Origin of the sequence: Roseimaritima sediminicola (genome assembly GCF_009618275.1) — a bacterium.
Classification (GTDB): Bacteria; Planctomycetota; Planctomycetia; order Pirellulales; family Pirellulaceae; genus Roseimaritima; species Roseimaritima sediminicola.
The window spans coordinates 36,176-49,282 of the sequence record NZ_WIAD01000001.1 but is presented as its reverse complement, the minus strand read 5'-3'; the positions used below and the strand labels follow the sequence as shown (position 1 = coordinate 49,282).

Sequence of the window (13,107 nt, the reverse complement as noted above, 5' to 3'; positions counted from 1 at the left end):
GTTCCCTGGGTTGGCACCCAGGGCTACCACATGTCGCCACTGGCGTGGCTGCCACGCCGCAATTGCATCGGGCCTACCATGCTCCGGCAACCGATGGGAAATGCCGGAGTTGTTTCCGAATGGTTCCTTACAGCAACAGCCGAGGATTTGCGTTGCGCAAGCCAAAGGTCGTCGCTTCGCGACTATCAATGGGGTAGGGTGCCCGCGACCTGGGATTGGCATCCCAGGCTATCGACGGTCGTTGCTTCGCAACTGGCGATCCTCTGCGATCGTCCAGCAGTAGCTCGGCAGCCCTCAGCCGCGACGAGTGCGAGCTGAGGCCAGGAGCGAGCGTGTCAATCAAGTTCGCGCGGAGGCCGATGCCTTGCTGCGCTGAATCGCGACGCGATGGCAGTCGATAGCCTCGGATGTCGATCCGAGGTGCGAGCTACCGGTAATCGAATTGCACCGTCGCTTGGGTGTCGGTGTCGGTTACGGCGCGTATCCAGCTGGCAGAAAAGCCTTCGGGGAAGGCATACCGCAGGGGCGAGCCCGGCGAGACCGCGAAGGTCTTGTAGTCCACCCACAGGCCCGTGCCATCGAGATCGATCTGCAGAGTGATTCGGATCGGGCGTGCGGAACGGTGAGACATGGTGACGGTTTTGGAATCGTAACCCTTCATCAAGTACGGATCGGACGGTTCGCCGGCGATGGTTTCCGTCTCCAGCCAGGGACCTCCCTGACCCACGGGTTTGCCCAGCTTCCACAGGTCGTCGATGCCGCCGAACCAGAGAGCGGTATCGTATTGGTCGTTGCGGAACACATGACCGTCGTCGGCCGCATCGGGACGCACGCCCGCCAGAACGAGCAAGCCGTTCCACGAGCAGAAGTCGGAGATCTGTTTGGTGTGGCTGGACACCGGCCGCAGCAGGTTCCAAGCGGGCGGGGCACCGTTGGTAATCAGGGGCACTTCATAGAACGTGCCGTGGATGTTCGCCAAGTGCCGTTCCGACTCGACTTCCCGCGACGCGCGCGGCCATCCGGAGGCCAGTGGTTCGTCGAAGGCGGGATGGCCTTTTGGTAACCGCAGCCGCTTTCCCTGATGATCAACAATGACCGATGCCGCATCGACGGAAAACTCGGGTTCGACGTGCAGCAACCGCTCCAGCTGCGGATCGTCGGCCTGGGGTTCAAAGACGAAGCCGGCTTTGGTGAAGTCGAAGTGCCGGCCGTCGGCGGTGATCACGCGGAGGTTGCGATTCCGCTTGGCCGCGTAGACCAAGCTGTTGCGTGACGGTTCGCCGACTTCGGCCAGCCCCGCGAACAAGGCCCGGTTCTCTGCGGAATCGCCATCGACAAATCGGCTGGTGGTTTGATGCAGGATCGCCGTGGCCACGCAGTCGCGATTGGTCACCAGTCGCAGCCATTCGGCTTGCAGCGACTCGGGAAGGCGTTTGGCGATCGCTTCTCCCGGCTTCAATGTGAGCGTATCCAGATCCGTCCATCGGCCATCGCCCTGCCGGTCGACCTGCAGCGTCACGGACACGGGGGCTGCGGAGCTTGCGTCCGGCGTTTCTGCAGCGGTTGGCAGCGACAGCGAAGCCTCGCCGCGCGGCGTGATCGAACCGTGCTGGCCGGATGTCATTTCGACCAGAGCCAGATGCGGTGTGCCGAAGGCGCCCTCGGTATGCTCGACAGCATTGCCCGGAATGGAGACCACTGCGGCGGGAAACTCGCGAACGTAGATCGCATCCCGAACTCGCTTGCCCCAGATCAGGGACTGATCGGTCCGTTTCCAGGCGGGCGGAAGCGGCGAATCACCGCGCCCGTCGACCGCCACATAGACCCGCGCCGGATGGCTGATTTCGAATTCAAATCCGGATGCCGGCTTACGCCAGTTGCCACGGGGGATCGAGACTCGGGGAAGGGACGCCAGCGCTTCGGGCAGTTCGGTGATCGGCAGTTGGTCGCTGGTCCGCAGCGTTTGTTCGGCCTCCGGCTTGAGGCGTCCGATGGCAAGATGCAACAGGCGATGATCAAAGCCCGCGATCAGGAAGGGATCCGAGGGCGTGTTGGCCGAGACGCGGTCGTCGATCCAGGGTCCTCCGTATCCGCTGGCCGGACCCCAGGACTTGAGGTCGTCGTAGCTGCCGAACCAGAGGTTGCTTTGCGGCTGGCCGGCCAAAGGGTTGCCCTGAATGCTGGTTTCGTCGGTGGCCAGTACCAGTTGGCCACCAAAGTCACAGAAGTCGGGAACGTATCGCAGGTGGCTGCCAATCGGCCGGATGCCGGCCGACTGGGTGCGGCTGAAGGTGGGCGGAAAGTCGAAGAACATGCCGTGCATGTCCATCATCCACCGGCCGCCGGTAATTTCGCGAATGCGTGGCCATTCCGTGTACCAGCCGTGTTCGGCATCGTTGCAGTACGCGGCTTTGGGCAACAGATAGGTGTGCCACCGACCTTGGTCCAAAACTTTTAGACGCAGGCTGCGGCGGTCCCAGCCGATGGTCCAGATCGGATCGTCGCCGTCGCTGCCTCCGGCGATCCCTTGGGGGCCGGTCACTTCGGTGAACTGGCGTCGTTCGATGATTCGCCAGTTTTCGCCGTCGAACTCGGCCAGCACCCCGCGTTCTTCCGGTGTTTTCGCTTCGCCGCCGACCAGCAGGTCGTCGTAGTCGCCGGCGGGGTGTTCGCCATTATTGGAAATGACCAATCGACCCTGCGAGGTGTAGCCGCCCTTGCCGTGCCAACCGGGAACCGGCTTCTTGAACAGTCGCTTCGTCGCCAAGGTATGCACGTTGGCTTCCCAGATCGACCCTTCCATATCGATGTAGTAGACCAGGTTCTCGGGATCGGTCAGATGCCTCGCGATGGCGGTGACGCGAATCGGCATGTCGGCAGGCTGGATGGTGCGGACTTTGCCAGAGGCATCGATCAAGTGATGACCGATCAACAGCTGGTTGGATTCTTCGTGAATCATCCGTCCGGCCGGCGTCCCCCCGACGCTTTCCGGATGGATGGTCAACGGCTGAGTGAGGTCCGCGTCGACGCTGTACAGTTTGTGCTCGCTGCCGCGGGGGCGGTGCGGGGCGTAGTTCACCATCCACAGCTTGCCGGCCCAGGGAACGACCGCCCCGATCCCGCACTCGTTGTGTCCCGCTTTGTGGTGCGCCCCGTTCTGACTGTAAACGCCGTACGTGGTCAGATGCGGGTAAACGCCACTGATAAAAACGTCGGTTCGCGCTTGCGCCACCTGTCCATCAGCTTCGTTCGTGGTGCCGTCGGTGTTTGTTGGCGGTTCCAACCCCGCGACAGGGGACGGCTGGGGCACGAAGCCTGCAATGAGTATGACGCCCAAAAGACGTTTAAAAAGCAAAGTCTGAAGACGTGAGCGCGAGCCAGCGGGTGCTCGTTTTTCCACGGTTGAAAACCTGGGTGTTGTGGAGGTGCCATTTGAAAAACATTGTCCATCGATTGCCTCACTTTACTTCATTCCTGGCCCAGGTGTTGCCCAAGTACGGCGGCATGAATCTTTCGGTGAAACCTCGCGACAACACCCTCCCGCGCAGCGGGAGGGTCGGGCTCTCCCAGAGGGAGAGTAATGCCGAAGTAAATGTTGCGACGTGCTTAGCTGGGTGCGGGAACTCTGACGTATGCGGCCGGTTTGTCGCGTTGCCACCGCACGCTCCTGGACCGTATGCCCTCGCGAGACGTTGGCAGACGCCGCTCGAGCGGATACAAACAGTTCGTTAATGCGCGGGACCAGACAAGGATTGAACCAAATGAAAGTCGGCATCGTTGGCAGCGGGTTTGTGGGTTCGACGGCGGCTTATGCTCTGGTGATGCAGGGAATTGGTCGCGAGATCGTGATGGTGGACCTGAACGAAGCTCGGGCGGCGGCCGAAGCGGACGACATCTTTCACGCGGTGCCCTTTGCCCATCCGTTGACGATTCGCTCGGGCGGCTACAGCGACTTGTCGGGCAGCCGCGTCGTTATCGTCGCGGCCGGGGCGAACCAGCGTCCCGGCGAATCGCGGCGCGAACTGCTGCAGCGAAACGCCGAGGTGTTCGGCAAGGTGATCCCGCAGGTCGTCGAGCACGCGCCGGATGCGGTAATTCTAATTGCGACCAACCCCGTGGACATCATGACGCATCTGGCGGGCGAGTTCGCGCAGCGCTGCGGGGTTCCTTTGCAGCGAGTGTTGGGATCGGGAACGATGCTGGATACGGCTCGTTTTCGCACCCTGCTGGGGCAGCACTTCGGCGTCGACGCGCGGCACGTGCACGCCTACGTGGTGGGCGAACATGGTGATAGTGAAGTGCTTTCGTGGTCGCTGGCGACGATCGCCGGGTCCGCGCTCGAGGAGTTCGGCGAGCAGCGGGGGATCGAGCTGAGTGATGCCACGCGCGAAAGGATCGACGAACGCGTGCGGCGGGCGGCGTACCGGATCATCGAAGGCAAGGGTGCGACCTACTACGGCATCGGCAGCGCGCTGGCGCGGATCGTCGACAGCGTGCTGCACGACCAGCGTTCGGTGCTGACGATCTGTTCGCGGATCGAGGGCCTGGACGGTTTGCCCGATGTCACGATCTCGATGCCGCATTTGATCAGCGGCGACGGTGTGGTCGCGCCGGTGCCACTGGATCTGGCGGCGGACGAATTTGCCGCCCTTCAGGAAAGTGCGAAAATCATTCGCAGTGCGATCGACTCGATCGAGCTGGGCTGAGGCGGTCGCTATGCCGATTCGAAACCTGAACAAGATCTTCGCACCCCGATCGGTCGCGGTGATCGGCGCCAGCCGACGCGACGGAAGTGTGGGCAGCACGGTTCTCGAGAATCTGATCGGCGGCGGGTTTGCCGGAGCGGTGTATCGGGTGAACCCGAAATACACCGAGCTCGATGGCGAGCCGTGTTACCGGTGCGTTGACGAGCTGTCCGAGCCGGTCGACTTGGCCATCGTTTGTACGCCCGCCGAGACGGTTCCGGAGATCGTTCGTCAATGCGGCCGGGTTGGCATACGCGGCTTGGTGATTTTGTCGGCCGGCTTTCGAGAGGTCTCCGAAGAAGGGAAAGAGCTGGAAGCGGAGGTGCGGGCGGCGATGAAGCCGTTCGAAGGGATGCGGGTCGTGGGGCCCAACAGTCTGGGCATCATGGCCCCTCATCTTGCCCTCAACGCCAGCTTCGCCAGCGACCCGCCACTCAAAGGCAACGTGGCGTTTATTTCGCAATCCGGCGCCCTTTGTACCGCCATCCTCGATTGGGCCCTCCAAGAGAACGTCGGCTTTTCCCACTTCGTTTCCGTGGGGAACATGGTCGACGTGGGAATCGCCGATCTGATCGATTATTTCGCCGGCGATAACCGAACGGAATCGATCATTTTGTATGTCGAATCGATCGACGAAGCTCGACACTTCATGTCGGCCGCTCGATCCTTCACACGAACCAAGCCGATCATCGCTTACAAAGCCGGTCGGTTTGCCGAGTCGGCCAAAGCGGCGGCTTCGCACACCGGAGCGATGGCCGGCGTGGATGCGGTTTACGAAGCGGCGATGGCCCGAGCGGGAATCGTGCGGGTGTTTGAAATCGACGACCTGTTCGATTGCGCTGAACTGTTGGCTCGCCAGAAGATGCCCTCCGGCCCACGTTTGGCGATTGTCACCAACGCGGGGGGCCCAGGGGTCATGGCGGCCGACGCTTTGCTGGAACGGCAGGGCGTCCTGGCGGAGCTGTCCGGTTTGACGCTCCAGAAACTGAACCGGGAATTGCCGGCGGCCTGGTCGCGGGGCAATCCGGTCGACGTGCTGGGAGACGCCTCGCCCGATCGATTCGCCGTGGCCGCCCGGGTTGCGCTGACAGACCCCGGCGTCGACGCCGTGCTGGTCGTGTTATCGCCCCAAGCCATGACGAATCCGACCGGCGTGGCCAAGGCCATTGTCGAAGTGGAACGTCGCTCTCCAAAACCGGTTTTGGCCGCCTGGATGGGCGGCGGGAAGGTGCGCGAGGGAATCGAAACGTTGAACAACGCCGGCATCGCCACGTACTCCTCGCCCGAGAAGGCGGTTCGCGCCTTCATGCATCTGGTGGCCTACGCGCGCAACCGCGAGACCCTGTATGAAACGCCGCGCGAGGTTCCGCTGGAATTCCCCCTGGACCGCCAGCGGCTGCGCGATGAGTTCGGCACGTTGCTGCGCGAAGGCCAGGGCACCCTGAACGAGACGACCTCCAAGGCTCTGCTCGAAGCGTACGAGATTCCGGTTACCCAAACCCTCGTCGCCCGCTCCGCCGAAGAAGTGCTCGAGTGTGCCGATCGCGTCGGCTACCCCGTGGTGCTGAAGATTATCTCTCCTGATATCACGCACAAAACGGACGTCGGCGGCGTGGAGCTGAACCTGACGAGCGCCGCGGAAGCGACCCAAGCGTACCAGCGGATCCTGCAGCGGGCGAAACAGAAGCGTCCCGACGCGCGGCGCGAAGGCGTCACCGTCCAGCGGATGTTGGTCGCGCCCACCGGACACGAGCTGATCATCGGTGCCAAACGCGATCCTGTCTTCGGCACCGTCTTGTTGGTGGGCGCCGGAGGCACCAATGCCGAACTACTGCGGGATCGGGCTTTGGAGCTGCCCCCGCTGACCGAGCGATTGGCGCGGCGGATGCTCGAATCGCTCCGGGCCTGGCCGCTGCTGCAAGGCTACCGCGGACGCCCGGGCGTCAACCTGGACCGCTTGATCGAAGCCTTGATGCGATTGTCCTATCTGGTTGCGGATTTTCCTGAGATTGTCGAACTGGACGTCAACCCTCTGCTGGCGACGCCCGAAACCGCGATCGCACTCGACGCCCGAATCGTTCTCGAACCGGAAACCGTCACGCCGCTGGTTCGCCCCTACTCGCATCTGGCCATTCGTCCCTATCCCGACGAGCTTTCCCGACACAGCGAACTGAAGGACGGCACCTCGGTTCGCCTGCGACCGATCAAGCCCGAGGACGAGCCCATGTGGCATGGTCTGATCGCCAGTTGTTCGCTGGAGTCGCTGCATCTGCGATTTCGTTACATGTTCAAGTCGGTGTCGCACGAGATGGCCACCCGTTTCTGTTTCGTCGACTATGACCGCGAAATCGCCATCGTCGCCGAAATCGGACTGGGCAGCGAACGGAAGATCATCGGCATCGGCCGTTTGATCGCCGATGTGGATCACCATGAAGCCGAGTACGCGATCCTCGTCGGCGATCCCTGGCAGGGCGGCGGTCTGGGATCGCTCCTGACCGAACACTGCCTGGAGATTGCCCAGCAGTGGGGCGTCCGGAGCGTGATCGCCGAAATCGCGCCGGAGAATACTCGCATGATTCGTATCTTCAAACGCCTCGACTTCGCAATCGATCGACGTCATGCGCGGGACGTGGTGATTGCCCGCAAGTCACTTGCGGAGAAGCCTTCCACCTGAGCCGTTTGGGCGATAGCCCCGGTTTTGCGGTGACGCGTCCCGGTTTTGCGGTGACGAAACCGAGGCTAGCGCCTAAACGGCTCAATGAATCGACAGGCCGCATCAAGCCTCCAGCAACGTTTCCAAATGCAGCGCCACACAGTCGGTCAAGACGCTCGGGTTGTAGCCGCCCTCCAAGACGCTGACCAATCGCCCTTGGGCGTGCTCGTTCGCGACGTCCAACACACAGCGTGTCAATTTGCGGAAGTCTTCGTTTTCCAAGCCTAACGAACCCACCGGATCGTCCTTGTGGGCGTCGAAGCCGGCGCTGACCAACACCAATTGGGGCTGGATTCGTTCCGCGAACGCACGCAGCTTCTCCTCGAAGCGTTGCAGTTGTTCTGCCGGCGGCGTACCGAAGGCAATGGGCAGATTGCACGTGGTGCCGGCTGCCGAGCCGCCGCCGGTTTCCTCTGCCGCACCCGTGCCGGGATAGAAGGGCGAACGGTGCATCGAGAAAAAACCCACGTCGGCATCTTCCCAGAAGATCGCCTGGGTTCCGTTGCCGTGATGCACATCAAAATCGACGATCAGAACGCGTTCGAGCGCCAGTTCGCGCGTCGCCACCCGGGCACCGATCGCCACGTTGTTGAACAGGCAAAAGCCCATTGCTTGGTCCGGCATGGCGTGGTGGCCCGGCGGACGAACCAGACAGAATGCCGTTTTGTCTTCGCCACCGACCACCCTTTCGACCGCATCGCAAACGGCCCCGACCGCCAGCCGAGCGACCTTGTACGACTGGTCGCTCAGCACCGTGTCCTGTTCGATTTGGCCCCCACCGCCGGCAGCGATACGCTTGATCGATTCGATGTACGCCTCGGGATGCACGTACCCCAATCGCTCCAGGGACGCCACTTTCCATCCGGGGCGACTACAGTGCGCGTCGATGCCTGTGAAACGCAGGTGACGGACGGCCGAACGCAGGCGTGCACCGTTTTCCGGATGATCGCCGGTCCTGTGTTCCTGGAAGACCGGATCGTAGTACAGCAGTGTCATGGAATTCGCTTTCAGGCAACCATTGCTCGTTGAGGATTGGGGGGAGCAGAAATCGCATTATACGGTCGAGCGGCCGCAGCAGGACGCACCGGGCGAGGCGGCCGACCAGGCCGAAGGTCGCGGGGATTGCGGTAAAAAAATGTTCGCGGCGGTCCGACCGGCCGGATAGACTGGCTGGGTCTGTACACCGAGCGACGACAGGCGTGGTAACCCGACGCGGGAGATGCGAAGCCGTGAGCCAGAATGTTCGTTGTCCCGAGTGCGGCACGGTGCTGCGAGTTCCTGACTCGCCTGCCGGTGCCCTGTTTCGCTGTCCCAAGTGCTCGAAATCGCTGCGCCTGGGCCGAGCGTCTGCGCCCGCGGCGCCTTTGCCCTCAGCAGCTTCGTCGGCGGCTCAACCGGCGTCCGCCATACCGCCTGGGTCCGCTCCCGCTGGGGCTCGGCGTGTCGCCGCGCCCAGCGCCAGCCCGCTCGCCGCGGCGCCCAGCGCCAGCCCGCTCGCCGCGGCGGCCAGTGATGCTCCGCCCCTGCGTCCCTTCCTGGTTCGCTGGGCAATCGGGTTGGGGAGCGCCGCGGCGCTGCTGGTGGTGCTGGGCCTGGGCGGACTGTTCGCCGAGCCGCTGGCGACCGCTCGGTTTCGTTACATCCAAAGGGGGCCCGAAGCGCCGATCACGGTCGCCGAAGCCGAAGCGATTCTCAGCTCCTTCGAGCACTACGTCGACGGCTCTTTCCGGATCGACGAGCAGGCCAGGACGGTCGAATTCGATTACCACGGGCCGCCGCGGCTGGCCGCCCAGTACCGCCTGATGTTGTACAACCGGACGCAGACGATGTTGATGGAATTCCCAGAGCGTTGATCGCGACAGAGCGATGTTTCGCGGGACGCGGTGCGGCCGGTTAGGCGTTCGCAGCGCTGTGCTGCGTGTTCGCTTGAATGTCCATCAGTAGCTTGATCCGTTCTGAAAACAGGGTCCATCCGGGATTCTCGTGGGTTCATCCCAATTGCAGGATTTTCTTAGGCACCGGCGGTGGTGTCCGAAGGGTGTGGTCTAACGGATCAAAAATGCTGGCGACAGGCAATGCTTGCCGCCAGCCAGAGACACCACCGGGTGCACCCCGACCGCGATATCCCTGGCCGTGCCCGCGTCCCTGCAGAGCTTGCTTCCGTTTCTCGCGGCAACTTCAACGTAATGGATGAAGACACCGCAGGTAAATCATTCGGACACCTCCGCCGGTGCCTCCGAAAATCCACCATCCCTGGCTTTCTCACGACAAACCCGGAGGGACCGAAAACAGCACCCTGAAGCGGGTCGGAACTTTCATAACCTGTGGATCAGGATTTTGCGAGCATTCCAGGTCCGCTTCCAGTCTTCAAGCCAATGGTCGTCAGGAATCTCGCCCTTGTGCTCGTAAACCACGACCTAGCTTCGGCACCCATTGTAGACCGTCGACACCTACAGGCCGATCCAACAGTGTGTCTGACTAGCCACTAATTCGGCACGTTGTTTCCAGTACCGGATGTAGTCAACGATGGCATCAATATTTTCGTGACGGCTCTATTTGCCGTTTGGTGGCTCCATTGCCTTTACTCGACTTGACGTGTTCCTCAGCCCGTTCCGCGGCAACTGCGTTCATGACTTGCGATAGCGCATTCGCGCCGTGCCGACAACTCGTATTACATGGTTTCTAAAATAGACGCTTTTTTCCGGTCGTACTCTTCCTGTTCGATAAGGCCGGCATCGAGCATTTGCTTGATCTGCTGTAGCTTTACCACGGGATCAGAACCGGATTGAGCGGGTGCCGGACTTGGGGCTGAGTTGGGCGCGATTGCATTTTGCACAACGACTTGGTTCGCGGCATTACGCTGTTCTTCCATCATGCGATCGCGCCGAAACTCAATCATCTTTTCTTCCATTTCTTGCGCGACCCTATATACCCGGCGAGCTTGAATTTTGGGTAAGTAGTCGATGCACTCAACTCGCCCACTCTGGCCTCGCAGCGTGATCGTGGCGCCTACCAAATTTTCTTTCATGTGGACGTTGGCGACGTGCATCCAGATGCAATCAATGAAATCCATCCGGCCGAGCATCTTCTGTCGGAAGAAGATGAAACGCCTATTCGTGAGCACCACAGCGTCGGGGGCGAAATTTGCGACTGGCTTTTGTTGGACTGCCATATAGAGAGGAGTTTCGGCAGAAGTACAGATCTCCTGAGCCCGGGCGAGAAGCTTGGCAACCATACCGGTGTCCTGACCGTCGGCCGCGAACCGCGAGATGTCAGGGTGCATAGGTGGAGGCATCTCAGGCTGCTTCACGAGCGACGAGTCATGAGTCGCCGGTCGCGCCACATGAGTGGTCACTTCTGCGGTGTTTGATTCTGGGTTGGGGAGAGCGGTAGGTTGGGCGGGCTCGTCAATTACTTCTGCCTGGATGGGAGGTCCCGCTGCACGGAATTGACCCAGGGACGACTTTTCTTTGCCGCTAGGGCAAGTCGCACTCAGGCTGTCATGCCTACCGATGGTGGCGTTCGTGTGGAGTAGGTGATCGCATTTGGGGCACACGAGGCGTTCGCCCGCGGTGGGACTCTTCCCTTCGTTCATGATTGCAGTCTCTGTTGTCCGAACCAATAACTCAGTTTGCTGACGTCCTTGGAGCAGTGAGGATCGATTATCACGCATAGAAACCTGGCTGCTGTCCCTGCAGAATCGATTCAAGACTGCCCCGAGAAACAACTAAGATAGTCGATTTGCCCCGCTGTTGGGGAGCCTGCCAGTGGAACGTACAGGGTTTGTAGGCAGAATCTAGGATGCTCCAGCCGCCTCGCCAGCATGCGTCTGCCGTTATCGAGATTGGTTTTCTTGGACGCCGATCGCGAACGAAGTATGGCCTCCGTTCCATCGATAACGAAAAACACCCTCGTGACACTTTGTGTCGCGAGGGTGTTTTGTGGTTACAGCGGAGGACACGGGACTCGAACCCGCAGCCCCTTGCGGGGTACCTCAGTTCCAGTGAGGCTGCTCACCAATTCGCTTATCCTCCGGATGGCAAACCGTCCGTTATTGTAACAATCAACGGCTTGCCGAAAAGGTCGCCGAAGCGATCAATTGGTCAGTTTCGCGCCACTGATCAACTTGATGAATTCCTCGTTGCTCTCGAAGCGGCCGAGCTGGGTGGTCAGCTGCTCCATGGCGTCGCAGGGGTGCATCGAGCTGAGCGTGCGGCGAAGCATCGTGACCGCTTCGTAGGTTTCTTCGTCGTGCAGCAGTTCCTCGCGACGGGTCCCGCTCTGCGAGATATCGATCGAGGGCCAGACGCGGCGATCGGCCAGTCGGCGATCGAGCACGACTTCCATATTGCCCGTCCCTTTGAACTCCTGGAAGATCGCCTCGTCCATGCGGCTGTTGGTATCGACCAGGGCCGTGCCGACGATCGTCAGCGAGCCGCCTTCCTGGAACGAGCGAGCGGTCGCGAACAGCTTTTTAGGAATGTCCATCGCTTTGATGTCCAGTCCGCCGCTCATCGTCGCTCCACCGCGTCCACCGCGGCCGACCCATTTGTTGAAGGCGCGGGCGAGTCGCGTGATCGAATCGAGCAGGACGAAGACGTCCTGGCCCATTTCGGCCAGTCGCTTGGCACGGGCGATCACCAGTTGGCTCAGCCGCACGTGGCTTTCCACGTCCATGTCCAGGCTGCTGGCGATGACTTCGCCGCCGGGGACATTGCGCCGCATGTCGGTGACTTCTTCGGGCCGTTCGTCGATCAACAGCACGATCAGTTTGACTTCGGGGTGATTCTGAGAGATGCCCTGGCTGATGTTCTGCAGCATCACCGTTTTACCGCTGCGCGGCGGGGCGACGATCAGAGCTCGCTGGCCTTTACCGAGCGGGGCCAGCAGGTCGATCACGCGGTTGGTGACCGGCTTGCGGCCGACTTCCAGACGCAGCCATTCGTCGGGGTTTTCGGGGGTCAGCGTATCGAACTCTTTGACGTCCAGATACGCCTCGGGGGTCAGCCCGTCGATGGTGGCGATCTCGCGGATCCGCGGGCCTTGTTGCCGGCGGGCTTCCTGGACCATGCCCTTGATCAAGACGCCTTCGCGAAGACCGAATTTTTCGATCATCGTGCCGGGCACAAACGGGTCGCTGCGTTCGCGGGAATAGTTGTTCTCGGGGCTGCGGAGGAAGCCGTAGCCGTTGGGGTGCAGCTCGAGGATGCCCTCGCCTTCGCTCAGCGGAGCATCGTTGTCGATGGGCGAACCGCCGTCCTGGTCACCACCACCACCACCACCGCCGCCGCCACCACCGCCGCCGCCACCGCGACGGCGCCGACGCCCGCGTGGGGGGCCGCTACCGTTGTTGGAATGATTATTCCCGCCGCCCGATCCGCCGCGGCTCCGATAGGTCCGTTTTTTCTTAGCCATTAGTCATCCAAAGACGCGTCGCGGGAATGTCGAAAGGGAGGTTCGACAATGGCTTTCCACTGCCCAAATAAAAGCAGCGGCCGCCGACGCGGAAACAGAGAAATGCCGCCAGAAAGGTAGAATGCAAGTGAAAAACAATTCGAAACCGCCAGCGGCAAACTTGACGTTTCCGAATCCCGTAAACGATGGCTTCTCTTTGAGGATCAATGCCCTTGGATCGTCGATTGACCATCC

General features: G+C 61.5%; 6 protein-coding genes, 1 tRNA gene and 1 pseudogene. 3 read left to right on the top strand and 5 right to left on the bottom strand.

What is annotated here, in order from left to right:
- Positions 1–427: 427 nt before the first annotated feature.
- Positions 428–3,244, bottom strand: a pseudogene (locus tag GE027_RS00160) (sulfatase-like hydrolase/transferase); the annotation flags it as partial.
- A gap of 517 nt (positions 3,245–3,761) precedes the next feature.
- On the opposite strand from GE027_RS00160, the gene GE027_RS00155 reads away from it, so the two are divergent.
- Positions 3,762–4,706, top strand: a complete 945-nt coding sequence (locus tag GE027_RS00155; RefSeq protein WP_153555142.1) for an L-lactate dehydrogenase — start codon at positions 3,762–3,764, stop codon at positions 4,704–4,706.
- 10 nt (positions 4,707–4,716) lie between these two features.
- Positions 4,717–7,419 carry a bifunctional acetate--CoA ligase family protein/GNAT family N-acetyltransferase gene (locus GE027_RS00150; protein ID WP_153555141.1) on the top strand — a complete coding sequence of 901 codons (2,703 nt, stop codon included), beginning with the start codon at positions 4,717–4,719 and terminating at the stop codon, positions 7,417–7,419.
- Positions 7,420–7,521: 102 nt separating this feature from the next.
- On the opposite strand, the gene GE027_RS00145 is transcribed toward GE027_RS00150, so the two are convergent.
- Positions 7,522–8,454, bottom strand: coding sequence for a histone deacetylase family protein (locus GE027_RS00145; protein WP_153555140.1), 933 nt, complete (start codon positions 8,452–8,454; stop codon positions 7,522–7,524).
- 233 nt (positions 8,455–8,687) lie between these two features.
- Here GE027_RS00145 and GE027_RS00140 point away from each other — a divergent pair, with 233 nt between their 5' ends.
- Entirely contained in the window at positions 8,688–9,311 is a 624-nt protein-coding gene (locus GE027_RS00140) for an MJ0042-type zinc finger domain-containing protein (RefSeq protein ID WP_153555139.1), read from the top strand.
- A gap of 818 nt (positions 9,312–10,129) precedes the next feature.
- On the opposite strand, the gene GE027_RS22765 is transcribed toward GE027_RS00140, so the two are convergent.
- The 3 genes from GE027_RS22765 to rho form a co-directional block, all read right to left on the bottom strand.
- Entirely contained in the window at positions 10,130–10,741 is a 612-nt protein-coding gene (locus tag GE027_RS22765) for a PH domain-containing protein (RefSeq protein WP_162006506.1), read from the bottom strand.
- 668 nt (positions 10,742–11,409) lie between these two features.
- Positions 11,410–11,492, bottom strand: a tRNA-Ser gene (locus GE027_RS00130).
- 61 nt (positions 11,493–11,553) lie between these two features.
- Positions 11,554–12,873 carry a transcription termination factor Rho gene (gene rho, locus GE027_RS00125; protein WP_153555137.1) on the bottom strand — a complete coding sequence of 440 codons (1,320 nt, stop codon included), beginning with the start codon at positions 12,871–12,873 and terminating at the stop codon, positions 11,554–11,556.
- Positions 12,874–13,107 lie beyond the last annotated feature (234 nt).